Source organism: Kribbella sp. NPDC004536 (genome assembly GCF_042873835.1).
In the GTDB taxonomy this organism is placed as follows: domain Bacteria; phylum Actinomycetota; class Actinomycetes; order Propionibacteriales; family Kribbellaceae; genus Kribbella.
Map to the genome: position 1 here is coordinate 2080004 of NZ_JBIALY010000001.1, position 26610 is coordinate 2106613.

Here is a 26610-nt window from a genome sequence, read left to right on the forward strand (position 1 = left end):
ATGCCCTTAGTCCTGCACGTCGATTCCGATCGATGGCGTGACCACCTGCGTTCCACCTGGAACCCCGACATCGTCCCGGTTGCCAAGGGCAACGGGTACGGCTTCGGCAACCACCGGCTGTTCGCGGAGGCCCGTGCGCTCGGCGCCCGGACGATCGCGGTCGGCACGTACTTCGAGGTCCCCGCGGAGCCACGCGAGGACGTCGTGGTGCTGTCGCCGTGGCGGCCGTTCCTGGAGATGCCGAAGAGCCAGAACGTGATCCACACGGTCAGCCGGCTGGCCGACCTGGTCTCGATCCCGGCCGGCAGCCGGGTGCTGATCGAGGTGATGACCTCGATGCGCCGGCACGGCATCGGCGCCCGCGAACTGCGGCACACGATGCTGCTGAACGCGCTGGACCGGATCCGCTTCGAAGGCTGGTCGCTGCACTTCCCGATGGGCGCCGGCGGTACGTCGGCCAACCTCCGCGAGGCGCAGCAGCTGGCCAAGGCGGCGCTCGACGTACGGAAGAAGACGTTGTGGGTGTCGCACGTACCGGCGCAGAAGCTGGCCGACATCGGCGACGACGTGAAGCTCCGGATGGGTACCGGCCTGTGGCTCGGCGACCGCGGCGCGCTGTCGGTGAAGGCGACCGTGCTCGACGTGCATTCGGTACGCCGTGGTGAGCGCGTCGGGTACCGCCAGCGCCGGGTGAGCGGCGACGGGCACATCATCATCGTCTCCGGCGGTACGGCGCACGGCGTCGGCCTGGAGGCCCCGACCGGCGCCGCGACCGTACGGCAGCGCGCGATCGCGATGGCCAAGGGCAGCCTGGACGCGGCCGGGATGGCGCTGTCGCCGTTCAGTATCGAGGGCAAGCAGCGCTGGTTCGCGGAACCGCCGCACATGCAGGCCAGCATGCTGTTCCTGCCGTCCGCGGTCGCCCCGCCCGCTGTCGGCGACGAGGTCGACCTGGACGTCCGCTACACCACCACCACCTTCGACAAGGTGTCGATGGACTAGGCCGTCAGGCCGGACTTGGTGCCTTGGGCAACAGCCGGCACTGGAAGGCGAGCACGAAGACGTCGCCCGGATCGGTGGTCGTCACCACCGGTGGATCCGGGGTCGTCGGCTGACCGGGCTTCCAGATGATCGGCGGCCCTTCGGTGACCGGCAGACTCCGGCGGACGCCGGGAATCTCCACGACCCGGACTCCGGCCGGCCCACCGACAGGCACCCGTTGTACGCCCTGGACCGGCCGGGCGAGCCGGGCACGCGGTCCCACGAGCATCTCCGCGTCGGACCCGGTGTGCACCGGCAGGAACCCGAGGCTCGCGTCCGGCGGCGTACCACCGACGGTCCGCCGCTGCACGGTGACGTTGCGGGCCAGGATCAGCCCACTGACGTACGCCGTACATTCGCCCTTCGGCGGGCTGCCGCCGTCCGACAGCACCCGCGACCGGTCGGCGAACCGCCACGCGTGCGAGCCGAACACCTCGGGTGCGAACCAGGACCGGAGCACGCTGACGAACGAGTACTCGAACGTCAGCACCTCGGTCCCCGAATCACCGCCGCCGGCCAGCCGGTCGCGGAGCTCGGCCGGAGCCCTGGCGACCAACTGGACGAGTTCGTCCGCGGTGACGGTGATCCGCGCCCAGTCGACGTCGACCACGTCGGACGGCAGGATGCCGACCGGCAGGTAGTTCAGCCCGTCCACGCTGGTCAGCGACGGATCGCCCGACCCGGTCGGGTCGTACAGCTGCCGGTACTTCTCCCACATCATGATCGGCGAAGTGGAGCCGAGGTCGCGGATCGTCTGCAACGCCTTCTCGATCTCGGCTCGCCGGCCCTGCACCGTCCACGCGGTCGAGGCGTCGGCGACGGCCGCGGCCAGGACCGGCTCGTCCGCCGTCCACCTGGCCTTGACCGCCGGATCCGCCGACAGCTCGGCCTCGCCCCGCCGGTTGTTGTACTCCTGCGAGGCGGCCAGGTACGCGTCCCGGTACTGCTGGTACGCGACCATCGCCGGACTCGGCACGAGCCGTCCGCCGTTGTCGACGTACAGCAGCGCCGAAGCGCTCCGGTACGCCGCCTCCTGTTCGGGCGTCCGCGGTACGTCGTCCACCTCGGCGGCCAGGACGTCCGCGTACACCTTCCACAACCGGTCGCCGTCCGGCTGCCACAACGGGCCGTCCGGTATCTCGTTCACCAGCAACGAGAACTGCGCCTGGGCCGCCGCCCCGGCGCCGAACGGGTCCTTGACCATCGCCCGCAGGCTGTCGGCCGTCAACCCGATCGGCGCCATCGGGAACCCGTGGTACGTTCCCTCCTCGGCGAACACCTGGTCGACCTTGGCCGCCATCCCGAGCACGACCGTCGCGTCGATTCCTGTCATCGTTCCGACTCCCCCCGGTTCCCGGCCTACACGAAGTCGGCGTCCTTGAGTTCTTCGAGCGGGTTCGGCGCCTTGTCGATCAGGTGGTTGACGAAGCCGATGATCTGCATGCCGGGCACGCGCAGCGTCTCGCCGTCCTCGGTCGAGTTGAAGTCCTCGTGGCTGTTCGACCGGCTGTAGCCGCCGGACAACCGGAACGGTCCCCAGCCGACTCCACCGGACGTGGTGACCTTCGAGCTGGTCGCCTTGTACGCCGAGACGAAGTCCCGCGACTTGACCTCGAGGTTGCGCGCGAAGATCGCCTGCGTCGCGTACCCGATGAACTCGCCCTGCGGCGGCCGCGCGCCGTCGGAGGGCATCTGGTCGAAGGTCCAGCCCTCGCCCTTGCGCAGGATCCAGCCCCGGTTCGCGAAGAACTCCGGGTAGAAGCCCGCTCGGACGATCACGGCCTGGGCCAGCTCGAACTTCAGGCTGAAGTCGTTCACCTGGTGGTTCTCGGTGTACTCGGTGTTGTCGACCTGCACGTTGCCGTTCATGCTGAAGAATCCCCAGCTGATCCCGAGTCCCGCGTTCCAGCTGGTGTTGGTCTGGTCCTTGGACCACTCGGTGAAGTTGTGCGTGACACCGATCTCGGTCCAGCCGTCGGAGTTCGCGATGTCGCCGGGAACCAGGGTCGTGTACGGGAACGAGACGCCGACCTCCGGCGTGGCGATCAGCGACTGCTCGTACCGCTCGAGGAGTTCCTGCTTCCAGGCGACCATGCTGCGCTGGGTGGTCTGGTTGATGTAGGCGTTGATCTGGTCGACCTCGTTGCGGTACCCGCCGCCGGTCCACGCGTCCATCGCGGCCTTCACCTTGAGCGCGTAGTTCTTCTGGTTCAGGATCCAGTCGGCCGACGCGACCTTGCCGTCCGGGCCGGTGGCGCCGGCCGCGGCGGCGCGCTTGGAGTTGTACTCCGCCGCGGCGTCCAGGTACGCCGCCATCTTCTCAGAGTAGACCTGCATCATCTTGCCGGGCTCGACCACCTCCTTCTCCTCGTCGGTGATCAGGTCTTTGACGATCTTCTTCTCCCACAGCAGGTTGCGGAACTTCTCGAGCTTCGCCTTCTCCGCGTCGGTGAGCTCGTAGTTCACCACCTTGGAGAAGCGCAGGATCTGCCGGTAGATCTCGCTCAGCCGCTTCTCCGCGTCCGGCTTGTACATCCCCTCCTGCCGTTCGAGCGTGTACGGCCCTTCGACGTCCGGGATGAAGTCGAGCAGCGTCGACAGGTTGTACGCGTGCATCACGCGCTTGTTCTGCGTCTCGGCGTCGGGCGCGGAGAAGATCCCGTCCGCGGCGAAGTCGAGTTCGTTCGCGGTGAACGGCAGCCCGGGTGTCACCCAGGTGAAGAAGGTGTTCGGCGACGGCTTCACGGTGGCGTCGCCGCCGACCACCGTCTGGTAGATCTGCGCACGGACGGCGTTACCGAGGTCGTTCAGTGGAAAAGGCATTCTGTCCCCCAAGATCAGAGTGCGGTCGGGTAGTAGATCAGCGAGCGATCGATGCCGCGGGCAACCACCGCGGCGGCGTTCGTGAACAGCTGCAGGTTCGCCTTGTTGCGTGGCTTGATCCCTGGGTTGCCGGCTTCGGACAGCGTGCAGTTGGCCGCCGCGGTGGCCCAGTCCTGGGCGTTCGCGGCGGCGTTGAAGTTCGGCCACTTGGCCGGGAAGTACGCACCGGCCCAGGCGATGCTGTGCGCACCGAGCTGAGCGTCGGCCGGCCAGTTCGCCCAGTCCGGGTAGAACGCGGCGAGCCGGTTCTCGTTGACGTCGAACTTCGCCTTGACCAATTCGTCCATCGCGCGTTCGGTCATCTTCAGCGTGGCGATCTTCTTCGCCGCGAGGTGCCCGCCCTTGGCCAGCCCGGGCGCCTCTTTGATCCGGTGCCACTCGGCGACGATCTCGTCCCGGGTCGCGGCCAGGCCGGTGTCGATATGTACCCAGGACAACTTGGCGGCGTCCTCGGGTGTGTCGATCAGGTTGCCGACAGCAACGGTCACCAGGCCCTTCACGTCCTGGTACATGTACGGCACCCGGCCTTCGAGCGGCTGGGTGAAGGTCGGGAAGTAGTCCCGGACCGAGATCGCCTGACCGTCCGGCGGCGGCGGTACGGCGGCACCGATCGGCAGCCCGGGCCAGTTGCCCGCGATCGGCTGCGGGTACCCGTCGGCGACCTTGTCCGCGTCGGCGTCGTACTGCGCGTACTGGTCACCGGAGAAGAAGTACGCCTTCCCGCTCGGCCACCACAGCGCCGCGTCGATCCCGGACTCGAACAACCCGGGCCAGTTCCCGGCGATCGGCAGTGGACCGTCGACGACCTTGTCGGCGGCCGGGTCGTACTTCACGTACTCGGTACCCGAGAAGAAGTACGCGTTCCCGCTGCCCCACACGACACCGGCGTCGACACCGGACTCGAAAAGCCCCGGCCAGTTGCCCGCGATCGGTCGCGGACCGTCGACGACCCGGTCTGCTTGCAGGTCGTACTTCGCATACTGATCGCCGGCGAAGAAGTACACCGCGCCGCTCGGCCACGGTACGACCGCGTCGATGCCGGACTCGAAGAGCCCGGGCCAGTTGCCCGCGATCGGCAGCGGGTACCCGTCGTCGACGCGGTCCGCCGCGACGTCGTACCGGACGTACTGACTGCCGGTGAAGAAGTAGGCCTTGTCGCCGGCAGGCGCGACAAATCCCGTGAGCTTGTCCATCCCCAGTCCCCCAAGTGTTCGGGGCGATCCGCGTGATCCGCCCCCGGAACACTGTGCCGTCGAGCGGCTACCGTCCGGTATCCCTGATTTCAGGTATTCGTCCGGGCGATCAGCGCGGCCAGTTCCACCCGCGACGACAGGCCGAGCTTCGCGAAGATGTTCTTCAGGTGCGTCTCGACGGTGAAGCGGGACAGGAACAGGTCGTCGGCGATCCGCCGGTTGGACAGCCCCTGGGCGACCAGCTCGGCGACCGCGGTCTCGGCCGGCGACAGGTCGGGCGGCGGTTCCTCGCGGAGTTCGGCCGCGAGCGCGGCCGGCAGGACCACGACGACGAGCGGTTCCTCGCCGGGTGTTCCGTTGTCCTCGAACACCACGGCCTGCCGACCCAACAGGTCGCGCAATCTGCTGACAAGCCGCGTGACAGCCACGTCGTCCACGTGCATGGTTCCCCCCGAAACCCCGGTGTGAGCATTCACAGTGTGTTGTCGCGAGCACACAGTGTCAACGGAGTTCTCAGGGTTGACTTCAGGTGGACCTGAAGTTGCAGCGTTGGATCATGAGCTTTCTGGAGCGGATCGAGGAGCGGCCGGGCGCGGCCGAGCTGCGGGCGGCCTCGTACCGGATGCTGGGGCTGAAACGCGGCGCGACCTGCGTGGATGTCGCCTGCGGGGCGGGTCACGCGGTCGCCGAACTGGTACGGAAAGGCCTCAAGGTGACGGGCGTCGACGCCGATCCGGACGCGGTCGAGGCGGCCCGGCAGCGCGCGCCCGGGGCAATGTTTCACGTGGCACATTCCGCAGAGCTGCCCCTTGAGGCAGGTTCGATGGATGGTTACCGAGCGCTCCGGCTGTTCCATCTGCTCGCGGACCCGGTCCCGACGATCGTCGAGGCCCATCGGGTCCTGCGGGCCGGCGGGCGGATCGTGGTCGGCGGGCAGGACTACGGGTTCCTGCTGATCGACAGCTCCGACCAGGACCTGACCGACGTGATCTGCCTCGGCCTGGAGTCGCGGACGGTCTCGCCGCGCGCGACCCGGACCCTGCGCGACGTGCTGCTCGACGCCGGCTTCTCCGACGTCGAGGTCGCCGTCCACAACGAGGTCGTCACCGAGCACGCGCTGATGGCGCCACAGCTCAAGTCGGCCGCCGCCGCAGCCGTCGAGAAGGCACTGATCACGCAGGAGGATGCGGACGGCTGGCTCGCGGAGCAGGCTCGCCGGGGACGGCGCGACCGGTTCCTCGCCGTCGTACCGACATTGCTCGTCGGAGCCCACCGCTGACGGATGGGCTCTCTACTGCTTGAGGTGCCCCTTCCAGCGGACGGTGGGCAGCAGGGCAGCCGGGTCGACGCGGTCCTTGTTCGCGGACACGATGTCGAACATCGACTCGATCAAGGTCTCCGACAGCAGGTGCGGCTGAAGACCGAGGCCGACGAGGCCCGTGTGCTTCACGTTGTAGTAGTGCTCCGCCTGCTCGACGCGCGGGTTCTCCAGGTGCTCGACCTGGACCGGGCCAGGGAAGCATTCCGCGACCAGCTCGGCCAGCTGCGCGACCGAGTAGCTCTCGGTCATCTGGTTGAAGACCCGGAACTCACCGGCGTCCGCCGGGTTCTCCACCGCGAGCCGGATGCACTCGACAGTGTCCCGGATGTCCAGGAAGCCGCGCGTCTGACCGCCGGCGCCGTAGACCGTCAGCGGCTCGCCGAGGACGGCCTGGATGCAGAACCGGTTGAGTACGGTGCCGAACACGGCGTCGTAGTCGAACCGGGTCGCCAGCCGCGCGTCCTGCACCGTCTGGTCGGTTTGCTGACCGTAGACGACGCCCTGGTTGAGGTCGGTGACCCGCATCCCCCAGATCCGGCACCCGAACTCGAGGTTGTGCGAGTCGTGCACCTTGCTCAGGTGGTAGAACGAGCCCGGCTTCTTCGGGTAGAGCATCCGGTCCTTGCGGCCGTTGTGCTCGACCTCCAGCCAGCCTTCCTCGATGTCGATGTTCGGGGTCCCGTACTCACCCATCGTGCCGAGCTTCACCAGGTGGATGTCCGGGTTGGTCTCGGCGATCGCGTACATCAGGTTCAGCGTGCCGACCACGTTGTTGTGCTGCGTGTACACAGCGTGTTCGCGGTCGATCATCGAGTACGGTGCGGCGCGCTGCTCGGCGAAGTGCACGATCGCGTCGGGCGCGAACTCCCGCAGCACCCGGTACACGAAGTCCGCGTCGAGCAGGTCGCCGACGTACGACGGGATCGTCTTGCCGGAGACCTCCTTCCAGGCCTGCACCCGGGACTCGAGATCCTCGATCGGGACCAGACTCTGGACACCCAGTTCGCGGTCGTAACCGCGCCGGGCCATGTTGTCGAGCACGGCTGTGTCATGGCCGCGGTCGGAGAGGTGCAGCGCCGTCGGCCACCCCAGGTAGCCGTCACCGCCCAGGACGAGTACGCGCACGGTTCGGCCGCCTTCCGTCAGGAATCTTCGTCAGGATCCTTCATATCCCGAGTACCCGCTCCACTAACGTGACCAGCAAGACATATTGGCTGGCAATAGGCTGAGAATTTTCCGGCGCCTGCCGCGAACTGGTGTGGGGGTGCAGAATAGGCCCCGATGCGCGCTCTCACCAAGCTCCGGACCCGCCGCGGCAGATTGTTGCTGTGGGCGAAGTACTCGGCATCCTCCGTGGTCGCCACCGTGGTCAGCCAGGTGGCGTTCGCACTCTGTTACTGGTTCGGTACGCCGGCGCTGGTCGCGACGCTGGTCGCCTGGCTGGCCGGCGCGATCCCGAACTACGTGCTGAACCGGCGCTACACCTGGGGCCGCAGCGGCCAGAAGTTGCCGTACACAATGATCGTGGTCGGCTCCGCGGTCACCGCCGCGCTGGTCACCTCGGTCACCTCTCACCTGGTGCAGCCGATCGAATCCCATGCGTGGAAGACGCTGCTGGTGACCGGTTCGTACCTCGGTACCTACGCGGTGCTGTTCATCGCGAAGTTCGTGCTGTTCGACCGGCTGGTGTTCGCCAAGCCTGTTGCCGACGGTGCCGCCGCCGAAGCACGTACTCCCGTAGCCACGTAGTCGTCATCACCCGCCCGTAGTTCGCGCCGTACACGACCCCCGGGCCCTTCTTGCTGCTCCCGTCGCCGCGGCGGCGCATCGTCATCGGCAGCTCGACCACGCGGGCGCCGAGCGCGAGTGCGCCGAGGAGCAGTTCGGACGACTGGTACTGCGGTTCGCGCAACGTCACCGCGGTCGCGAGCTCGGCGCGCATGGCGCGGAACCCGAACGACGTGTCGGTCAGCTTCTTCCGGGTCAGGATCGACGCGAGTACGGCGAACACCCGGACGCCGACCCAACGCAGCCGGCTGTCCGCGTCCTCCGCGCCGAGGCGGCGGGACCCGGTGACGAAGTCGGCGCGGTCGAGCAGGATCGGTTCGAGCAGCGCCTCGAGCTCGTCGTTGTCGTACTGCCCGTCGGCGTCGGTCGTGACGACGTAGCGTGCTCCGCCCTGTGCTGCCAGGTGGTATCCCAGGCGGAGCGCTGCGCCTTGGCCGCGGTTGGCCGGGGCCACGCAGACGTGCGCTCCGTGGTCTTTCGCGATGTCCGCGGTGTCGTCGGTGGCGCCGTCGACCACGACCAGTACGTCGACGGGCAGACCGGCTGCTGTCTTCGGCATGTTCGTGAGGACCGGTCCGATGCCGGCGGCCTCGTTGTACGCCGCGATGACTACGACGACAGGGCTGAAGCTGTTGTTGTCGAGGCTTTTGGCTGCTTCTGCGTCGATGGCGTCCGGGTAGTCAGCCAGTGCTGGGCGAGCCTGGTCTTTGCCCAGGATCGCTCTGAGACCTATGACGCCCGCTAGCGGGAAGAAGATCAGCGCGGGCAGTTGGTAGCGCCAGGAGAACTCGAACGCTGCTGAACCTAGTAGGAGGATCACCCCGGCCGCAGCAGGCAGTAGCGCAGCCGAGCGCAGCCCTGATGTCTTGGCGCGTCCTAGTCCCGCTACAGCAGCAAGAGCGATCAGCACGCACAGCCCGAGGAGGGTGCCGGACGTGTAACCGCCGTGCAGCTGGTACGCGCGGAGGATGACCGCGGGTACGTGGGAGACGTGTGGCTCGGACCCTCCCCATTTCACTGCGGCCTTGGCGGTGTTGGGGTCCTTGAGGTTCGGGTAGGTCAGCTGGAACTGCCAGCGGTCCAGCGGTACGTCGTTGGGCTCACTGGTCCTCGTTGGTGCAAAGCCCTTCGCGAAGTCCTTCAGGGCGGCCCAGGTCACGTCCAGCGGCTGGTGCTTGATGACGAGATGCGCGAACTCGGTCGCCAGCTGGCGCTTCGTCGTACCGGGTGGCAGCGGGCCGGGCCAGTTCGGGTCGCCGTAGTGGTTGTGGGCGTACTTGTCCACGCCAAGCCGCTGGCCGAGCGGTTCCTTCGGGCAGAACAGGCGGGTGCCCTCGTCGAGCGGGAGCTTGTCGCAGTTCGCGACCGTCGCGGTCCGCCCGTACAGGATCTGGTTCTCGGCGCCGGTGAAGCCCCAGCGGCCGGTGTCGATCCGGTAGTACCCGCCGTACGCCGCGAAGACGATCGCGAAACCGGCGATGGCGGCAGCGGTACGGCGTACACGTTGACCCCAGGTAGTGATCAGGTAGAGCACCACTGCGATCAGGAGGACCATGCCGATCGCCCGTACTGTGAAGGCGGCGCCGATCAGTAGGCCGACTACAGCGGCGCGACGCCAGCCCGTTACACCCTTCGCCAGCAGGAGCCAGAGGATCGCTACCAGGATCACGTCGAACGTGGTCTCGGCCATGATGTTCTGCTCGATCTGCACCTGGTACGCGTCGAGCAGGATCGGTGCGGCGGCGACCGCGGACAGCCAGCGGTAGACGGTCAGCTTGCGCGCCAGGGCGTAGATCGCGACGCCCAGGCCCAGACCTACTAGGTGCTGGACGATCACGACCAGCTTCAGGCCGCCCAGCCAGACCAGTGGACCGAGTACGAAGTCGTAGCCGATCGGGTTGAGCTGGTCAGGGCTCAGCTTGTCCATGTTGACCAGGTATTGCACGGAGTCCGTGTAGACGATCGCGGGCGTGTAGGCGACGGTCGCCAGCACCCGCAGTACGAGCCCGAGTATGAGGAAGACGAAGAGGAGCCAGTGCTTCCTCACCCCCACCCCCACCCCGAGCGAAGCGAGGGTTGTCTTTCCTTTCACTGGTTTTTGAAGTACTGCCACGTCCTGTTGAGCCCCTCTTCCAGGGAGACTGTCGGCTGGTACCCGAGATCGTTGGTGATATCAACGACCACCGCAGGCATCTCACCGGCCGGGGCTTCGATGTGCTCGGCCGGCACCGGGCAACCCGTCACCTCACGTACCGTCTCGATCAGCTCCAGCACCGACACCGAACGGCCGGACCCGATGATCGCGCGTCCGTCGTACTTGCTGTCGAGCGCCAGCAGTACGCCGCTCACCACGTCGTCGATGTACACCAGATCACGCCGCTGCTTGCCGTCGCCGTACACGCGCACGCCCGTACCACCCAGCGCGGCCCGCATCATCCGCGGCACGAAGCTGTCCTTGTGCGACATCCCCGGCCCGTACACGTTCGTGAACCGCAGGGCCGCGGTCGCCATCCCGTAGCTCCCCGAGTACGCCGACAGCAACATCTCGCCCGCCGCCTTCGTCGCGCCGTACGGCGTCAACGGCCGTAGCGGAAGGTTCGCGTTGATGGTCGACGTACCGACATCCCCCACGACCGCGTTCGTCGAAGCCAGCACGAACCGATCCACACCACTGCCGCGCGCCAACTCCAACAGCACCTGAGTAATCGTCACGTTCTGCGCGAACGTCTGCATCGGCGCATCCACCGACCGCAACACCGAAGTCAACGCCGCCAGATGCACCACACTGGTAGGCCGCGTCTCGAACGCCGCCACACAAGTCTCCTGCTCGGCAAGATCCCCCGTCACCACGTGCACTCCGCCGTCCCACGACGTATCCGGCGGCTCCCGATCCACAGCGGTCACCGGCACGTCCCGCCCCCGCAGAGCTGCCACCACCGCCCGCCCGATAAATCCGGAAGCCCCGGTGACCAGCACACGTTCGTCCATGACCCTCAACCTACCTCCGGGGTGTCGATCCACCAGCATGCGTCGACAGTGCGCTACGAACTATTGACCACGGGTGACCAACTAGGCAGGATCACCCCCGGGCGCGGGCTGACAACCTTGTCATCGGGGTCGCGCACCCATACCGGCGGACGGGGGTCGCGTCGGTCCGGCCGTGCAAGGAGCGTAGATGGATCTCCGCCGCCCACTGGGGCTCGTCACGTCTCTCACGCTGGTTGTGACAATGTCTGTTGCCATGACGCCAGCACATGCTGCTCCAGCCTCAGCACAGGAGGTTGTCAGCAGTACGTCGTACTTCACCTCGTTCGAACCGGGACAGCCGCAACCCGGCTACACCGACACCGTCGAGACCGGCCCGGACGGGAAGCCGCGCACCGAGGGTGTCCGCGGCCCGACGCCGACCGGGATCGGCGGCAGCCAGATGGACAAGGTCACCAAGGTGACCGCGAACGGCGAGAACACCGGTGGCGGCGAGATCGCCACCAACGCCGCCGACGGTGACAAGTTCACCAAGTGGCTGGTGTTCGAGCCGACCGGCTGGCTGGTCTACCAGACCTCGGCCCCGGTGGTGATCAAGAAGTACGCGCTGACCTCGGCGAACGACGCCGACGGCCGCGACCCGCAGAACTGGACCGTCTCGGGTTCGAACGACGGGACCACCTGGACCACGCTGGACACGCAGACCGGCCAGAGCTTCGAGAACCGCTTCCAGACCAAGGAGTACAGCTTCGCCAACGACACGGCGTACACGTACTTCAAGCTCGACGTCACGCTGAACCACGGCGAGAACATCGTCCAGCTCGCCGACTGGTACCTGTCGAACGGCGACCCGCTGCCGCCGCCCGGCCCGGTCGCCGAGTCGCGGCTCGACTCCGGCCCCACCAGCGCGTACAACGCCCGCGCCCGGGTCGGCTTCACCGGGGTGAAGTCCTTCCGGTACGCCGGCCACCAGGACGCGACCGGTCGCGGCTACACCTGGAACAAGATCTCCGACGTCGACCTCAAGGTCGGCAAGGACACCCGGCTGTCGTACAAGATCTTCCCCGAACACGTCGAGGGCGACCTCAGCTATCCGAGTACGTACGCCGCCGTGGACCTGGCGTTCGACGACGGGACGTACCTGAGCGACCTGCACGCGACCGATCACCACGGGTTCGAACTCAGCCCGCGCGGTCAGGGCGACTCGAAGGCGCTCTACACGAACCAGTGGAACAACGTCGAGGCCGACCTCGGGAAGGTTGCCGCCGGCAAGACGATCAAGCGGATCCTGGTCGGCTACGACAAGCCGTCCGGACCGGCCGACTTCCGCGGCTGGCTCGACGACATCCGGATCGCCGCCGCGATCAACCCGGACCGGGCCGCGCAGAAGACCGCGGCCAAGCACCCGTCGGACCTGGCGCTCACCACCCGCGGTACGAACGCCACCGGCGGCTTCTCGCGGGGCAACAACTTCCCCGCGACCGCCGTACCGCACGGCTTCAACTTCTGGACCCCGGTGACGAACGCGGGCTCCACGTCCTGGCTGTACGACTACGCCAAGGGCAACAACGAGGCGAACCGGCCGACCATGCAGGCGCTGTCGATCAGCCATGAGCCGAGCCCGTGGATGGGTGATCGCCAGACGTTCCAGGTGATGCCGTCGACAGCAGACACACCGACGGCGGACCGCAAGGCCCGCGCCTGGTCGTTCAGCCACGACAACGAGATCGCCCGTCCGTACTACTACGGCGTCACGTTCGACAACGGCAACGCGGCCGAGATCGCGCCGACCGACCACGCCGCGATGCTGCGCTTCAGTTTCCCGGCCGGCAAGGCGTCACTGGTCTTCGACAACGTCAACAACAGCGGCGGCCTGACCCTCGACCCGGCGACCGGCGTCGTGACCGGGTACTCCGACATCAAGAGCGGGTTGTCCACCGGCGCCGGCCGGCTCTTCGTGTACGGCGTGGTGGACCAGAAGGTACTTGCCTCGGGCAAGCTGTCGAACGGTGGCGGCGCGAACGTCGGCGGGTACTTCATGTTCGACGCCAAGACCACCCAGGTACAGCTGCGGATCGCGACCTCGCTGATCGGCACCGAGCAGGCCCGTCACAATCTCGAACTGGAACTACCGGCGGGCTCGAAGTTCAGCAGGGTGAAGGACGCTGCCCAAGCCGCCTGGGACCACAAGCTGAGCACGATCGAGGTCGAGGGTGCGACGGCCGACCAGCTGACCACGCTGTACTCGAATCTCTACCGCCTGTTCCTCTACCCGAACAACGGCTCCGAGAACACCGGGACCACCCAAGACCCGGTGATCAAGTACGCGTCGCCGACCTCGCCGAAGGTTGGCACCGACACCCCGACCACGACCGGGTCCAAGATCGTCGCCGGTCAGACCTATGTGAACAATGGGTTCTGGGACACCTACCGCACGGTGTGGCCGGCGTACTCGCTGCTGGCACCCGAGGCGGGTGATCTCGTCAACGGGTTCGTGCAGCAGTACAAGGACGGCGGCTGGATCTCGCGCTGGTCCTCGCCCGGTTACGCGAACCTGATGGTCGGTACGTCGTCCGACGTCGCGTTCGCGGATGCGTACCTGAAGGGCGTCAAGGGCATCGACGTGCAGGCGATGTACGACGCCGCGGTGAAGAACGCGTCGGTCGTGCCACCGTCGCAGAACGTCGGCCGCAAGGGCATGGACCTGTCCACGTTCAACGGGTACACGGCCAACACCACCGGTGAAGGCTTCAGTTGGTCGATGGACGGCTACATCAACGACTTCGGCATCGCGAACATGTCGAAGAAGCTGTACGACACCGCGAAGAAGAACGACCCGCGTAAGCAGGAGTACCTCGACAACTACAAGTACTTCCTGAACCGGGCCCGCAACTACGTGACGCTGTTCGACCCGGCGGTCGGGTTCTTCCAGGGCAAGGACGCGAGCGGTGTCTGGGGCAACTCGACCAGCACGTTCGACCCGCAGGACTGGGGCCACGACTACACCGAGACGAACGCGTGGAACATGGCGTTCTCGACACCGCAGGACGGGGCCGGGCTGGCCGCGATCTACGGCGGGCGCGACGGGCTGGCGAAGAAGCTCGACGAGTTCTTCAGCATCCCCGAGGACGCGTTGCACACCGGTGGGTACGGCGGCACGATCCACGAGATGCTCGAGGCGCGCGACGTCCGGATGGGGCAGTACGGCCACAGCAACCAGCCGTCGCACCACATCACCTACATGTACGACGTGGCCGGGCAGCCGTGGAAGACGCAGTCGCTCGTCCGGGAAGTTCTGTCCCGGCTGTACACCGGCTCCGAGATCGGCCAGGGGTACCCGGGTGACGAGGACAACGGCGAGATGTCGTCGTGGTACATCTTCAGCTCGCTCGGCTTCTACCCGCTGCAGGTCGGTTCACCGTCGTACGCGATCGGATCGCCGCTGTTCACCAAGGCGACGATTCGGCTGGCCGGCGGCAAGAAGCTGGTGGTCAGTGCTCCTGGCAACAGTTCTACGAACATCTATGTGAAGAGCCTGAAGGTCAACGGGAAGAACTGGACGTCGACCTCGCTGCCACACTCGTTGATTGCGAACGGCGGCAAGATCGAGTTCGAGATGACCGACAAGCCGACGTCGTGGGGCACCGGCCGCAACGACGCCCCGCCGTCGATCACGACCCCGGGCGAGGACCCGATGACGTGGCGGGACTCCACCTCCGACACCGGCGCGGTGATCGGTGCAGGCGGTACGGACGTCTCGTCGCTGATCGACAACGACTCCAAGACGCAGGTCACGCTGACCGGTGCACAGCCGACCGTCACGGTCGCCCTGCCGCAGGGGCGTCCGGTCGGCATGTACACGCTGACGAGCGGTGCCACGGGCACGGCGCCGTCCGCGTGGACGCTGGAGGGTTCGAACGACGGCACGACGTGGACGACGGTGGATCGCCGTACCGGTGAGTCCTGGGCGTGGGCGTCGTACACCAGGTCCTTCAGCGTGGCCGCGCCCAAGGCGTACACGCAGTACCGCCTGGTGTTCGCTCCGGCAACTGACGGCGTCACCCTGTCCGAGATCGAACTGCTCGGCACACTGAAGGGCGTCGAAGCCGGCACCCACCCGAGCGACCAGCGCGTCGCCGCGACGAAGCCGAGCCCGACCCCGTCGCAGTCGATCGACCGCAACTGGGGCTGATCCCCGCCGCCGGCTCCTGCCGCTACTTGTAGTGGCAGGAGCCGGCGAACCGCAGCAGCGTGTCCATGTCCCAGGCCAGGTTGTAGGCGTGGTTGCTGACGCCAACGATCTTGTTGCTCTTGCCCGGTTTGATGTACACCTCCTGACGGCCGTTAGGACTGCCCGGTACGCCGCTCGCCACCGCCTGGTACTTGCCCGCCCGCACCTTCGGGAGCTTGGTCCACGGCGTCGAGTACTTGTCGACTGTGAGGCCTTCGCCCTCGTCCATCAGCTCGGTCTGCCGGACGGTCAAGGTGTACGTCGCGTTGTGGAACTTCTTCGGGTTCAGGTTCGGGTCGGACAGGTCCTGCTGCTGGGCGATCGGGGACGCGTAGACGATCCGGACCACCCAGCCCTTCGGGATCAGGTCGCAGGTGATCACGCCGGGGAACGCCTTGGTGTTCGCGACCAGCGGGACCGCGGTCGCCGGGATGACCGGTGGCTTGCGCTTGTCCGGATCCCCGACGATGGGCTTCTTTGTGACGGTCGCAGCCGGTGCTCCGGACGTCGTACCGGACGGGAGCACCGACCAGCCGACGCCGATGACCAGCGCGGTCGCGACGGTTGCGCTCGCGATGCCGGTGATCCGGCGCCGCTTCAGCGCCCGCTGCCCGCGGACCAGGTCGGCGTCCACGTCGGCGTCGGCGACGCCGGGTCCTGGCCCGGCGGCGGCGCCGCGTCGTACATCTGCTCGGTGCTCGCCTCCCGGCGGCGCCACATCCGCCGGCGCTCGTCGAGGAAGCTGTTCACCAGGATCCGGTCGGCGTACCGCGCGGCGCCGTCCTCCCGCCGTACCTTCGCCCAATGCACGTACAGCTTGGTCAGCGCGACCTGGACGAGGTCCTCGGCCCAGTGCGCGTCCCCCGAGGCGAGCAGCCGGGCCGCGCGGAGGTTGCATCACGACACGAGGGCGACGGCTTGGGTGCCATCGCCCTCGGTTGCGGACTTGCCGGCGGAGCCTGCCCCTGAGAGGTTCCGCCGGAACTTTAAGGAGGGGTGGCGGTCCCCGCCCGGACTGCCACCCCTTCACCCCTATCGACGCTCGAACCTGCCCGAGGGTTGCCTCAGCGAAAAACTGTCCACATGTCGGACATCGAGACGAACCAGAGCGTGTTCAGGACCAGCAGTCCGGCTGTGGCGAGCACCGTGAACGCCCAGCTCAGCCCCGCTCTCAGTGCCAGCACCGGCAGAGCCAGGGCAGTCGCGACACCTCCGAGCTGTACGGCGAGCAGTGCGCCCCCGTTCTGCACAGCGCAGCTCACCGCGGTTGGAGCGCAGAGCGGTGCACCCAGCTGCCGGGCCAGCGCATATACAGCACCTGCCAGTACTCCTATGAGCACCGCTTGGAGGCTGACTCTGGCGACCATGGCAACACGCTAGGCCGGAGGCCGGCGCGGCGCCTGAGCAGAACTACTCAGCCGGACCAACGGCCGGTGAAGAACGCGCAGGCCCAGGCGGCGGCCAGTGGTATCGCGAGGGCGAGATAGAGCCGGCCGAGCCACGGTTTCCGCCTTGTGAGCACGGCCAGGCCGATCCACAGCGGCCACAGCAGCAGCGTCGCCCGGGTGAGCGAGAAGACCCAGTACGACGTGCAGAACGCGCCGAGCGTGGCTGCGACCCATGCAGACTCGCCCCAGGACCGTCGCCAGAGCAGCCAGACCAGGAGGAGCAGGCAGACGAACAGGGCGACCAGTTCCGCCCGGAACATCCACGTCCAGTCAGTGCGGTCCGCAGGGAACCGGCCCTTCGTCGCGGCGTCCACCGTGTGCTGCAGTGCAGTCCACGGCCAGGTGAACTTGCGTGGCCACCCCTTCTCCTGCGCGTCGTGCCATGCGAACCAGGAGCCGTGGATCTGCTTCAAGTACGCCATGAAGCCCAGCACCGGTACTACGGGCAACGCCAACCAAGGCAGCGAGAGCCAGTCGCGTTTCTTGGACGTCAGGAACTCGACGAGCAGCGCGAAGATCAGGAACAGCCCGGACACCCGTACGGTCGACGCCAACGCCACGAACAGGGCCGCCCGCGCCCAGCGCCCTTGCCGCGCCGCCAGCCAGGCGGGGAACGCGAACGCGCAGAACAAGGACTCCGTGTACCCCGCGGCGAGGAAGACGCCGACCGGAGCGCCGTACCAGATCATGGCCGCGTTCGGGCCGATCCCCTTCAGCTCAGGGAACTCGTACTGCGCCAGACGGGCGAGGTACACGCCTGCGACCGCGCTGGCGATCGCGGACACCACGATGCCCGAGGCAACGTACCCGATGCCTGTGTAGCTGACGAGACGTACCAGCAACGGGAAGCCCGGGAAGAACGCAGCCAGTGGCGCACCGGACGGCTCACCGTGGTTGTACCCGTACTGAGCCACGGCGTTGAGGTGCGCGACGTCCCACTGCTGCCACGCCTTCCAGACGTTCGGGTAGTCAGGGAACCGGTTGAACAGCAACGGGGCCGAGATCGACAGCAGGAACAACGCGGCCCGGCTGACCAGCCACCACCCGAGCACCTCCCGCCCCTGGGCCGATGGCATCCACCGATGCCACCAGACCCCGTCGACCCGGGCCCGCCGAGCCCGCCGCTCCGGCCTGGGCGCGTCAGCAGCCGCGCGCTCAAACACGCCGCCCACCACTATCCGCCCGAGTCACACCCTTATCGTCCCCCATCCGGGTACCGGTGACTGCTCTCAGGCCCCGGGTGTTCGAGGCGTGCCGGTCGGTTTCGACGGGCCACCGGTCGGCAGCGTCGGGATCACCGGAGTGGTCGTCGGCGCCGTCGGCTTGGTCTTGGTCGGCTTGCCGGTCGGGGTGTTCGGCGGCGGAGTGCTGGGCGGGGGCGTACTCGGCGGCGGAGTGCTCGGCGGAGGCGTACTCGGCGTGTTCGTCGGCGCGGTCGGCGTCGGCGTGAACGTCGGAGTGGTCGTGTCCTTGATCTGGTCCTGGCTCGCTTCCGGGAAGTCGGCTTCCGGGACGCCGTCGAGGGCCGGCTTCATGAACGCGAGCCAGGTCTTCAGCGGCCAGTTGCCACCGAAGAACGCCTTGTCGTCGGAATACGGGTCGAGGTTGCTCTCACCGGTCTTGCCGGCGCGGTACACCACCGCGGTCGAGAGTTGCGGGGTGTAACCGGTCCACCACGAGGTCAGGGTCGCGGAACCCGCCATGCAGCCACCGCAGGCCTTGTCCTTGGCGCGGTCCTCGACGGCGACACCACCGGCCGTACCGGTCTTGCCGGCCACCGGGCGGCCGAGGTCCTGGGCACCCGTACCGGTGCCGTCGGTCACGACGTCCTGCAGCGCGAAGTTGACCGTCCGCGCGATGTCCTGGGGGAAGGCCTGCTTCTTCTGCTTGTCGAGGCTCTTCTCGCTCCAGAGCACCTTGCCGTCCGGGCCCTTGACCTCCTTGATCACGTGCAGCGGCGCGTACATACCGTCGGCGGCGAAGGTCGCGTACGCCTCAGCCATGTCGACCGCCGACGCGTACGGGTCCGGGCCGAGCACGGTCGACGGGTTGTGCCGGCCGATCTCGAGAGCCTTGGTCTTCGGGATGCCGGCCGCCTCGGCCGCGTTCACGAGTTTGTTCGGCCCGTCGGGCATCTGGTTGTCGACGAGGTCGTAGAACGCGGTGTTGATCGACTGCTCGGTGGCCTTCAGCAGAGTGACGTCGCCGTAGTCCCGGTTGAACTCGTTGCCGAGCTTCTGCCCCTGGATCTTGATCGGGCTGTCACCTTGGAAGATGTCGTAGAGGCTCTTACCGTCCTGCAGCGCCGCGGCCAGCGCGAACGGCTTGAACCCGGATCCGGGTCTGGCCTTCGCAGTCGCCCAGTTCAGCTGACTCTTCAGATAGTCCGGGCCGCCGTACATCGCCAGCAGCGCACCGGTCCCAGGCTGAACCGTCGCCATCCCGACATGCAGGTTGTCCCGCTTGTCCGGCAACTCGTTCTGCGCCGCGGCGATCATGTTCTTCTGCTGGGTGTAGCTGAACGTGGTCGTGACCTTCAGGCCGCCACCGCTGATCTGGTCCTCGGTGAAGCCCCGTTGCAACAGCTCCTTGCGAGCCATGTCCAGCAGGAAGCCCTTGGGGCCTTGGTAACGGCCGCTGGTCTTCTTCGGCGGGTTGAGCGCCGGCAGTTTGGCGGCGTACTGCGCTTCCTTGGCGGCGGTAATCGTGCCCATCTGCTGCATGCCGTCCAGCACGTAGCGGTACCGCTCGATGATCCGCGCCTTGGTGCGCGGATCGGTGTCGTCGACGTCGAACAGCGTCGGGTTGTTCAGCACGGTCGCCAGCAGTGCCGTCTGCGGGACGCTCAGCTTCCGCGGGTCCGGCACCTGGAAATACGCCTGGCCGGCGGCGGAGATGCCGTACGCACCCTTACCGAAGTAGATGGTGTTGAGGTAGCCCTCGAGCGTCTGGCTCTTGTCCTGCTGCCGGCCGAGCTTGGTGGCGATGAACAGTTCCTGGAGCTTCCGCGAGACCGTCCGCTCCTGGGTCAGGTACATGACCTTCACGTACTGCTGGGTGATCGTCGAGCCACCCTGCAACTGCTGGCCGCGCGCGATGTTGTACGCCGCGCGCACCATGCCCTGCGGCGAGATGCCGGGGTTGGTCCAGAAGGTCCGGTCCTCGGCCGCGATCACGGAGTCCTGGACGTACTTCGGGACCTGCGCCAACGGCACCGAGTGCCGGTTCTGCTCGAAGAAGTTGCCGAGCGGCTGCGCGGGGTCCGCGTACGTGACCGTCGTGGTGTTGGTCGCGAACTCCTTGTTCGGGTCCGGGATCTTCGTGGTCTGGTACATGATGAAGAACGCAGCGACCGCGCCGATCACGCCGACGAAGAACAGCGCGGCGAGCCAGCCGAGAACCCGGAGCGCCCAGTGTTTCTTGCGGCGGCGCGGCGGGGCGGCCTTTCTACGAGCTTCACTCACAGTGCAATCCTCGACGATCTCGCGGAAGTCATTGCCCCACAGACTACGGTGGGTGTGGTAACGGGCCCGAATCCGCTCAGGATGCTAGCAATCCCACCGACGCACCGGTGCCCGGGGTGCAAACGGTTACCTGGTCACGTGCGGTGCGAGCAAAGTCACGGCGATCAGTGCGGCGGGGAAACAGGCCAGGAACATCGTGAACGTGTAGCCCATGATGTCCCGCGCCTTCAGCCCGAGGATCGCGAGCGTCGGCAACATCCAGAACGGTTGCAGCAGGTTGGCGCTCGCCTCACCGAGGTCGTACACGACGACCATCCAGCCCGCGTCGACATGCAGAGCGTTCGCGGCCTGCAGTACGTACGGCGCCTCGATCACCCACTTGCTGCCACCGCTCGGTACGAAGATCCCGAGGATGCACGAGTACAGCGCGACCAGTGGCGGGAACAGGAACTGGTTGCTCGCGTGCACCAACCAGCCGGCCAGGCGCGCCGAGATTCCGGTATAGGCAATCATCCCGAAGATCCCGCCGTACAAGGGGAACTGCAGCAGGACGCCGGCCGCCGCCGGTGCGCCGTCGCGGACCGCCCGTGCCATCCGCCACGGGCGCCAGTGAAGTAGTAGTGCGAGCAGGAACAGCACGAGGTTGACCGTGTTGAGGTCCAGCGCGTTGAAGAAGCTCTTCCCGCTGAGGTAGCGCACCAGGTAGACCGCACCGAGCACGACGACAAGCAGGCTGAACAACGGTGAATGCTCCAGCCAGTCACCAGGCCTACGCGCTTCCTGGCGTTGACCGTTGTACGCCGAACCGCGCCCGATCAGCGGTTTGAGTTCGATACCGATGTCCTCAGCGGTCCGCGCGCTGCCCTCACCCGGTGCGACGAACCACGCCATCCCGACGCCCACGACGTACACGATCAATGTCGCGACGAGTGCCTGCCAGGTGAAGATCGTGTCGCTCAACGGGATCAGGCCGCTGGTGTGGCCGGCCGCCTTGATCACCTCCTGCACCGGTGGCGGGCTGCTGCTCGCACTCGCCACCTGCAGCGCGGCCGAGCCCGACAGGCCCTGCGCCCACACGGTTCCGAGACCGAGGAACGCCATCGCCCCCAGCGCTCGGTAGTCCGCTCTCGGTACGTTGCGCGCCACCTCGCGCGCGAGGATCGCGGCGAAGATCAGGCTGAACGCCCAGTTCAGGTACGACGCGAGCATCGCGACCGCGGCGACGAACGCGACGGCGCTCGGCGGGCTCTTCGGGATCCGCGCCAGCCGGGTGATCAACCGGGCGATCGGCCCGCTGGTCGCGACGGCGTACCCGCCGATGATGATCATCGCCATCTGCAGGGTGAACGTGATCAGCGACCAGAACCCGACGCCCCACGCGTCGACCAGTCCGAATCCCTTGGTCGCGGCCGGGTCGTCGGGGCGCTTCAGCAGCGGCTCACCCGTGACCAGTCCGAACAGCAGCACCACAAACGTACCGACCAGGACGAACCCGAACGCGTCCGGCAGCCACTTCTCGGTGAACGCGGTGAACCTCAGGGCCAGCCGGGCGAGCACGCCCTCGGCCTCGACGTCCGATCTGGCGTGCTTCCCATGACTGTCGGACATTACCCTCCGCTCCCCGGCCACGACGCTGGGTGTCATTCGATTAACGCAGTTCGGCGCCTGACGTAACAGGTTTCGGAGACTGAGGTGACAAAGGTGCGCTTTGTCAAGAGTTGTCCACAGGCATCGGGTCTGCATACAGTGGCAGCACGATGTATCGAACCGATACATCAGGTCATGACAAACTGGACCGAGGGAGGTGGCTCATGGGAAACCGCAGTGGGGTCCTGGAGCTCGCCGTACTCGGTCTGCTGCACGAAGCGCCGATGCACGGTTACGAGCTCCGCAAGCGCGTCAACGCCCAGTTCGGGTGGGGACGCGTGCTGTCGTTCGGTTCGCTCTACCCGTGCCTGAAGGCGATGCTCCGCAACGGGCTGATCACGGCCGACCCCGGGACGCCGGAGTCGGGTCGCCGGCCCAAGATCGTCTACACGATCACCGCCGACGGCAAGGACTACTTCGCGCACGCGATGCACGAAGCCGGTCCGTCGGCGTGGGAGGACGACACCTTCGGCGTCCGCTTCTCGTTCTTCGGCCGGACCGATCCGGCCACCCGGTTGCGCATCCTCGAGGGCCGCAAGGCCCGGATGGAGGAGCGGCTGGCCAACTTCCGGGCGGCGATGAGCCGGACGGCGGAGCGGGTCGACGCCTACACCCTCGAGCTGCAACGGCACGGCCTGGAGTCGGCCGAGCGCGAGGTCCGCTGGCTGAACGAGTTGATCGACGGCGAGCGGCGGCAGCAACGGCCCCCTGACCAGCACCATCCGCCTATCCAAGGAGATTCCAGATGACCTCGATCCGCGTAGCGATCGTCGGCGTCGGCAACTGCGCAAGCTCGCTCGTCCAGGGCGTGCACTACTACCGCGACGCGAAGCCCGAAGAGCGCGTCCCCGGTCTGATGCACGTCCAGTTCGGTGACTACCACGTCCGCGACGTGGAGTTCGTGGCCGCGTTCGACGTGGACGGCAAGAAGGTCGGCCTGGACCTCGCCGACGCCATCGGCGCCAGCGAGAACAACACGATCAAGATCTGCGACGTACCGCCGACCGGCATCACGGTCCAGCGCGGTCACACCCTGGACGGTCTCGGCAAGTACTACCGGGAGACCATCACCGAGTCGGACGCGTCGCCGGTCGACGTCGTCGCGGCGCTGCGTGAGGCCCAGGTCGACGTACTCGTCTGCTACCTGCCGGTGGGTTCGGAGCAGGCCGCGAAGTTCTACGCGCAGTGCGCGATCGACGCGGGCGTCGCGTTCGTGAACGCGCTGCCGGTGTTCATCGCCGGTACCAAGGAGTGGGCGGACAAGTTCACCGCGGCCGGCCTGCCGATCGTCGGCGACGACATCAAGTCGCAGATCGGTGCCACCATCACGCACCGCGTGCTGACCAAGCTGTTCGAGGACCGCGGCGTCACCGTGGACCGTACGTACCAGCTGAACGTCGGCGGCAACATGGACTTCAAGAACATGCTCGAGCGCGAGCGCCTGGAGTCGAAGAAGATCAGCAAGACCCAGTCCGTCACCTCGCAGCTGCGCGACGAGATCGACGACCGCAACGTGCACATCGGCCCGTCCGACTACGTCGCCTGGCTGGACGACCGCAAGTGGGCCTTCATCCGCCTCGAGGGCCGCAACTTCGGCGACGTCCCGCTGTCGCTGGAGTACAAGCTCGAGGTCTGGGACTCCCCCAACTCGGCCGGCATCATCATCGACGCCATCCGCGCCGCCAAGATCGCCAAGGACCGCGGCATCGGCGGCCCGATCCTGTCCGCGTCCTCGTACTTCATGAAGTCCCCGCCCGAGCAGTACGCCGACGACGTCTGCCGCGACCTCGTCGAAAAGTTCATCCGCGGCGAGGTAGACCGCTGACCTCGCGCTGACCAGCACGCCGCCCCGCACCCTCACCGGGTACCGGGGCGGCGTGCCATCATGTCGCCGAATGACCAAGATCCGCGCCTACCGCGACTCCGACGCCACCAGCTGGCTCCGCTGCCGCCTACTCAGCTTCTTCCCCACCGAGTACTACGACGACGTCGTCGTGACCCGCCCGACGTTCGAGAACCCCGCCCATCGACTCGTAGCCGTCGACAACGACACCGTGGTCGGCCTGATGGACGTCGAACTCTTCGCCGATCGCGCGACGATCGACGTACTGGCCATCCACCCGGACCACCAGCGCCGCGGCCTGGCGACCCGACTGCTCGAAGCAGCTGTCCCGCGCTTGCAGGTCGACGTCCTCGACGCATGGACTCGTGGGGACGCGGCCGCCAACGAGTGGTACCAGCGTTCCGGGTTCACCGGGAACTTCCGGTATCTCCATGTCTACAAGTCCTGGCGGGACGACTCCACCGGCTTCGAGGCGCCCGAAGGGGTTGACCGGGTGGTGAACGCGTTCATGCATGCGCCGCTCTCGGCTGAGGGTGCGATGCGGGAGCGGTTCGGGCGGGTGCATGTCTGTCGGCAGTACGTGCGAAAGTTGTAGGCATGCTGTTGCACGTCGGATGCGCGCAGTGGACGCATGCCGCGTGGCCGCAGCCGTCGCGGGAGAAGTTGCGGGCGTACGCATCGTGGTGCAACGCGGTTGAGAGCAACACGACCTTTTATGCGACGCCTTCCCGGTCGGCGGTCGAGAACTGGGCGGCGCAGACGCCGGCGGACTTCCGGTTCGTGGTGAAGTTGCCGCAGGTCATCACGCATGAACGGCGGCTCGCGAACGTCGACGCCGAACTCCGCGGATTCCTGACAGCGATCGAGCCGCTCGGGCCGCGCAACCATGCCGTCTGGATCCAGCTTCCGGCTGCGTTCTCTCCGACGGATCTCGGCGCACTGGCCGCCTTTCTGCACACCGCCCCTCGCGAACATCGGTACGCCGTGGAGGTCCGGCACCGCGCGTTCTTCGAGGACCCGGGCGCCGCCGCGAACCTCGAGCGGGTGCTCGCGCGAGCCCAGGCGGAGTGGATCCCGTTCGACACCGGCACGCTGTTCGCCCGCCGCCCGACCAGCTTCGCCGAACGGGACGCGTGGATGAAGAAGCCGCGCGTCGCCCGCCGGACCCGCGCGCTCACCGGTCACCCGATCGTGCGTTACATCGGCCGCGACTCCGTGGCCGAGACAGTCGACGGCTGGTCGTACCTCGTCGACCTGGTCGTCAACTGGATCTCCGAAGGACGCTCGCCGACGATCTTCCTGCACACCCCGGACAACGTCGAGGCGCTCAACCTCGCCCGCCGTTTCCACGCGACCGTCGCCGCCGCCGTACCCGCCCTCGCTCCCCTCGCCGAGCCGGTCGAGTCCGAGCCACCGACGCTGTTCTAGTTATCCACAGTTCCAAAAGTCCCCCGTAGAAACGGCACCGAACTCCGTATGTTCTCCGCCGACTTCACGACTCGGGAGGACAACTCATGGAGCATTCGATCGGTACGACGACCCGCACCGACACCCGCATCGACAGCCACACCGCTCGGCACGCCGAACGGCAGGCCGAACGGCAGGCCCGCAACGACTGGCTGGTCGCCGAGCTCAACCGCCTCGCCGCCACCACCCAAGATCCGGACGAACAGACACGCTACCGACGTACGGCCGACTCCCTCGTCCGGCTCGCGACCGCGATGCGCCCGTGACCACGACCATGCAGGCCCCCACATCCATCAGCGAACTGCTGACCGTCAGCGGCGAGACGGCCCGCGAGCTCGCCGGCGCCGACCGGTCCGCCTGGAACGGGCGCGTCGTCGGTACGTCGAGCGCGATCCTCGGCCTGGCGCACTGGGACGGCACGCTCTACCTGGACAACGAGGCGATCCTCGACCCGATCCACCAGCTGTACGAACACGCCGGCGAGGACCAGCCGCCGCCGACCCTGCTCGCGTACCGCGAGTCCCTCGCCACCCTGCTGCACGAACACGCCCACTTCCTCGGCCCGTCCGACGCCACCCAGGAGGCCGCCCGCGAAGGTTTCGTCAAACCCGGCAGCCGCCAACTGGAGGAAGGCGTCACCGAAGCCTGGGCCCAGGACCACCTCGACGAGTACATCGACCGCCTCGGCATCGACAAAGTTGCCCCCGGCATCAGCACGGTCCGCTCCGGCGGCTACTACCCCGCCTTCGTCCCCGCCGTCCGGCAACTCGCCGCCGAACTGGAGGCCCGCAACGACCTATCGAGTGGTCAGGTCCTGCAGGATCTGAACCGCCAAACCGCCGCCGGCCAGTTCCCGCTCCTGGTCGACCTCGTCTACAACTCCACCCGGCTCCCCGCCCTGGAGCCACCCGAAGCCGGCACCCGCTCCCGCCTCGAGTCCATCCTCCGCTCGGGCCTCTCCCACCTCGACACCTACGAACTCGCCCCACCCGACCTGGCCGCCTCCAAGTCCCGCCTGACCGCCGAAAACCTCCTGACCCATCTGGATCACGAGATCCGAACCGCCGAATCCGCCTGCACCTTCAACCCGATCCACCTCACCCGCCAAGCCCACCACGCAGCCCTCTCCGGCGTCGCGCCCCTCTCCGGCCTCGCGCTCCCGACGCCATCTCCCCAGCCGCCGACGTCCCACAAGTCCCCCGCCCGTCTCAACCATCCAGCCGGCTCCCGAGGAGGCCTGACACGCACCGCCTGACAATCCACTACCCCGTCAGGGCCGATCCGCACGCGATACTGAGA

At 67.3% G+C, this 26610-nt stretch carries 23 protein-coding genes; 10 read left to right on the forward strand and 13 right to left on the reverse strand.

Features of this window, described 5'->3' with window-relative positions:
• A complete protein-coding gene (locus ACFYRU_RS10365) occupies positions 1–1002 on the forward strand; it encodes an alanine racemase (RefSeq protein WP_387655619.1) in 1002 nt (333 codons plus the stop codon).
• 4 nt (positions 1003–1006) lie between these two features.
• Here ACFYRU_RS10365 and ACFYRU_RS10370 read toward each other — a convergent pair whose 3' ends face one another.
• The 4 genes from ACFYRU_RS10370 to ACFYRU_RS10385 form a co-directional block, all read right to left on the reverse strand.
• Positions 1007–2374, reverse strand: a complete 1368-nt coding sequence (locus tag ACFYRU_RS10370) for a hypothetical protein (protein WP_387655621.1) — start codon at positions 2372–2374, stop codon at positions 1007–1009.
• A 26-nt stretch (positions 2375–2400) separates the two neighbouring features.
• Complete coding sequence (locus ACFYRU_RS10375; RefSeq protein WP_387655624.1) at positions 2401–3864, reverse strand: hypothetical protein; 1464 nt, start codon at positions 3862–3864, stop codon at positions 2401–2403.
• Between the two features lie 14 nt (positions 3865–3878).
• A complete protein-coding gene (locus ACFYRU_RS10380) occupies positions 3879–5117 on the reverse strand; it encodes a hemopexin repeat-containing protein (RefSeq protein ID WP_387655626.1) in 1239 nt (412 codons plus the stop codon).
• Between the two features lie 89 nt (positions 5118–5206).
• Positions 5207–5560, reverse strand: coding sequence for a response regulator transcription factor (locus tag ACFYRU_RS10385; protein WP_387655629.1), 354 nt, complete (start codon positions 5558–5560; stop codon positions 5207–5209).
• 113 nt (positions 5561–5673) lie between these two features.
• Between ACFYRU_RS10385 and ACFYRU_RS10390 the strand changes: the two genes are divergently transcribed.
• Positions 5674–6396, forward strand: coding sequence for a methyltransferase domain-containing protein (locus ACFYRU_RS10390; RefSeq protein WP_387655632.1), 723 nt, complete (start codon positions 5674–5676; stop codon positions 6394–6396).
• 12 nt (positions 6397–6408) lie between these two features.
• On the opposite strand, the gene ACFYRU_RS10395 is transcribed toward ACFYRU_RS10390, so the two are convergent.
• Positions 6409–7563: an NAD-dependent epimerase/dehydratase family protein gene (locus ACFYRU_RS10395; protein ID WP_387655634.1), complete on the reverse strand. Its 1155-nt coding sequence runs from the start codon at positions 7561–7563 to the stop codon at positions 6409–6411.
• Between the two features lie 156 nt (positions 7564–7719).
• On the opposite strand from ACFYRU_RS10395, the gene ACFYRU_RS10400 reads away from it, so the two are divergent.
• The gene (locus ACFYRU_RS10400) at positions 7720–8187 is read left to right on the forward strand and encodes a GtrA family protein (RefSeq protein ID WP_387655637.1); all 468 of its coding nucleotides are present in this window, start codon (positions 7720–7722) and stop codon (positions 8185–8187) included.
• Here the strand turns inward: ACFYRU_RS10400 and ACFYRU_RS10405 are convergent.
• Together ACFYRU_RS10405 and ACFYRU_RS10410 are read right to left on the reverse strand one after the other, a co-directional pair.
• Positions 8093–10273: a glycosyltransferase gene (locus tag ACFYRU_RS10405; RefSeq protein WP_387655640.1), complete on the reverse strand. Its 2181-nt coding sequence runs from the start codon at positions 10271–10273 to the stop codon at positions 8093–8095. The two genes, ACFYRU_RS10400 and ACFYRU_RS10405, sit on opposite strands and share 95 nt — an antisense overlap.
• A 41-nt stretch (positions 10274–10314) precedes the next feature.
• Entirely contained in the window at positions 10315–11214 is a 900-nt protein-coding gene (locus tag ACFYRU_RS10410; RefSeq protein WP_387655643.1) for an NAD-dependent epimerase/dehydratase family protein, read from the reverse strand.
• Positions 11215–11467: 253 nt separating this feature from the next.
• On the opposite strand from ACFYRU_RS10410, the gene ACFYRU_RS10415 reads away from it, so the two are divergent.
• The gene (locus ACFYRU_RS10415) at positions 11468–15403 is read left to right on the forward strand and encodes a GH92 family glycosyl hydrolase (protein WP_387655646.1); all 3936 of its coding nucleotides are present in this window, start codon (positions 11468–11470) and stop codon (positions 15401–15403) included.
• A gap of 22 nt (positions 15404–15425) precedes the next feature.
• On the opposite strand, the gene ACFYRU_RS10420 is transcribed toward ACFYRU_RS10415, so the two are convergent.
• From ACFYRU_RS10420 to ACFYRU_RS10445, 6 genes are all read right to left on the reverse strand, one after another.
• Complete coding sequence (locus ACFYRU_RS10420) at positions 15426–16076, reverse strand: hypothetical protein (RefSeq protein WP_387655649.1); 651 nt, start codon at positions 16074–16076, stop codon at positions 15426–15428.
• Positions 16040–16318 carry a sigma factor gene (locus ACFYRU_RS10425; protein WP_387658077.1) on the reverse strand — a complete coding sequence of 93 codons (279 nt, stop codon included), beginning with the start codon at positions 16316–16318 and terminating at the stop codon, positions 16040–16042. Before ACFYRU_RS10425 ends, ACFYRU_RS10420 begins: the two co-directional genes overlap by 37 nt.
• A 188-nt stretch (positions 16319–16506) precedes the next feature.
• Positions 16507–16809: a hypothetical protein gene (locus ACFYRU_RS10430; RefSeq protein ID WP_387655651.1), complete on the reverse strand. Its 303-nt coding sequence runs from the start codon at positions 16807–16809 to the stop codon at positions 16507–16509.
• Positions 16810–16856: 47 nt separating this feature from the next.
• Complete coding sequence (locus ACFYRU_RS10435) at positions 16857–17966, reverse strand: mannosyltransferase family protein (RefSeq protein WP_387655654.1); 1110 nt, start codon at positions 17964–17966, stop codon at positions 16857–16859.
• Between the two features lie 153 nt (positions 17967–18119).
• The gene (locus ACFYRU_RS10440) at positions 18120–20354 is read right to left on the reverse strand and encodes a transglycosylase domain-containing protein (protein WP_387655657.1); all 2235 of its coding nucleotides are present in this window, start codon (positions 20352–20354) and stop codon (positions 18120–18122) included.
• A gap of 126 nt (positions 20355–20480) precedes the next feature.
• Positions 20481–21962, reverse strand: coding sequence for a short-chain fatty acid transporter (locus tag ACFYRU_RS10445; protein ID WP_387655659.1), 1482 nt, complete (start codon positions 21960–21962; stop codon positions 20481–20483).
• 203 nt (positions 21963–22165) lie between these two features.
• On the opposite strand from ACFYRU_RS10445, the gene ACFYRU_RS10450 reads away from it, so the two are divergent.
• The 6 genes from ACFYRU_RS10450 (at position 22166) to ACFYRU_RS10475 (ending at position 26566) form a co-directional block, all read left to right on the forward strand.
• Complete coding sequence (locus tag ACFYRU_RS10450; RefSeq protein WP_141856527.1) at positions 22166–22750, forward strand: PadR family transcriptional regulator; 585 nt, start codon at positions 22166–22168, stop codon at positions 22748–22750.
• A complete protein-coding gene (locus ACFYRU_RS10455; RefSeq protein WP_387655662.1) occupies positions 22747–23826 on the forward strand; it encodes an inositol-3-phosphate synthase in 1080 nt (359 codons plus the stop codon). The genes ACFYRU_RS10450 and ACFYRU_RS10455 overlap by 4 nt, the downstream gene beginning before the upstream one ends.
• 70 nt (positions 23827–23896) lie before the next feature.
• Positions 23897–24439, forward strand: coding sequence for a GNAT family N-acetyltransferase (locus ACFYRU_RS10460; RefSeq protein ID WP_387655665.1), 543 nt, complete (start codon positions 23897–23899; stop codon positions 24437–24439).
• A gap of 2 nt (positions 24440–24441) precedes the next feature.
• Positions 24442–25272: a DUF72 domain-containing protein gene (locus ACFYRU_RS10465; RefSeq protein ID WP_387655668.1), complete on the forward strand. Its 831-nt coding sequence runs from the start codon at positions 24442–24444 to the stop codon at positions 25270–25272.
• Positions 25273–25358: 86 nt separating this feature from the next.
• Positions 25359–25577, forward strand: coding sequence for a hypothetical protein (locus ACFYRU_RS10470; RefSeq protein ID WP_387655671.1), 219 nt, complete (start codon positions 25359–25361; stop codon positions 25575–25577).
• Positions 25574–26566 (forward strand): hypothetical protein, encoded by a 993-nt coding sequence (locus ACFYRU_RS10475; protein WP_387655674.1) that lies wholly within the window; start codon positions 25574–25576, stop codon positions 26564–26566. Before ACFYRU_RS10470 ends, ACFYRU_RS10475 begins: the two co-directional genes overlap by 4 nt.
• Positions 26567–26610 lie beyond the last annotated feature (44 nt).

Bases quoted from the DNA above. Each gene is read 5' to 3' on its own strand.
- ACFYRU_RS10390 (WP_387655632.1), top strand. From the start codon at position 5,674: ATGAGCTTTCTGGAGCGGATCGAGGAGCGGCCGGGCGCGGCCGAGCTG.
- ACFYRU_RS10445 (WP_387655659.1), bottom strand. From the start codon at position 21,962: ATGTCCGACAGTCATGGGAAGCACGCCAGATCGGACGTCGAGGCCGAG.
- ACFYRU_RS10470 (WP_387655671.1), top strand. From the start codon at position 25,359: ATGGAGCATTCGATCGGTACGACGACCCGCACCGACACCCGCATCGAC.
- ACFYRU_RS10370 (WP_387655621.1), bottom strand. From the start codon at position 2,374: ATGACAGGAATCGACGCGACGGTCGTGCTCGGGATGGCGGCCAAGGTC.
- ACFYRU_RS10410 (WP_387655643.1), bottom strand. From the start codon at position 11,214: ATGGACGAACGTGTGCTGGTCACCGGGGCTTCCGGATTTATCGGGCGG.
- ACFYRU_RS10430 (WP_387655651.1), bottom strand. From the start codon at position 16,809: ATGGTCGCCAGAGTCAGCCTCCAAGCGGTGCTCATAGGAGTACTGGCA.
- ACFYRU_RS10365 (WP_387655619.1), top strand. From the start codon at position 1: ATGCCCTTAGTCCTGCACGTCGATTCCGATCGATGGCGTGACCACCTG.
- ACFYRU_RS10375 (WP_387655624.1), bottom strand. From the start codon at position 3,864: ATGCCTTTTCCACTGAACGACCTCGGTAACGCCGTCCGTGCGCAGATC.
- ACFYRU_RS10415 (WP_387655646.1), top strand. From the start codon at position 11,468: ATGACGCCAGCACATGCTGCTCCAGCCTCAGCACAGGAGGTTGTCAGC.
- ACFYRU_RS10435 (WP_387655654.1), bottom strand. From the start codon at position 17,966: ATGCCATCGGCCCAGGGGCGGGAGGTGCTCGGGTGGTGGCTGGTCAGC.
- ACFYRU_RS10455 (WP_387655662.1), top strand. From the start codon at position 22,747: ATGACCTCGATCCGCGTAGCGATCGTCGGCGTCGGCAACTGCGCAAGC.
- ACFYRU_RS10400 (WP_387655637.1), top strand. From the start codon at position 7,720: ATGCGCGCTCTCACCAAGCTCCGGACCCGCCGCGGCAGATTGTTGCTG.
- ACFYRU_RS10380 (WP_387655626.1), bottom strand. From the start codon at position 5,117: ATGGACAAGCTCACGGGATTTGTCGCGCCTGCCGGCGACAAGGCCTAC.
- ACFYRU_RS10385 (WP_387655629.1), bottom strand. From the start codon at position 5,560: ATGCACGTGGACGACGTGGCTGTCACGCGGCTTGTCAGCAGATTGCGC.
- ACFYRU_RS10450 (WP_141856527.1), top strand. From the start codon at position 22,166: ATGGGAAACCGCAGTGGGGTCCTGGAGCTCGCCGTACTCGGTCTGCTG.
- ACFYRU_RS10460 (WP_387655665.1), top strand. From the start codon at position 23,897: ATGACCAAGATCCGCGCCTACCGCGACTCCGACGCCACCAGCTGGCTC.
- ACFYRU_RS10465 (WP_387655668.1), top strand. From the start codon at position 24,442: ATGCTGTTGCACGTCGGATGCGCGCAGTGGACGCATGCCGCGTGGCCG.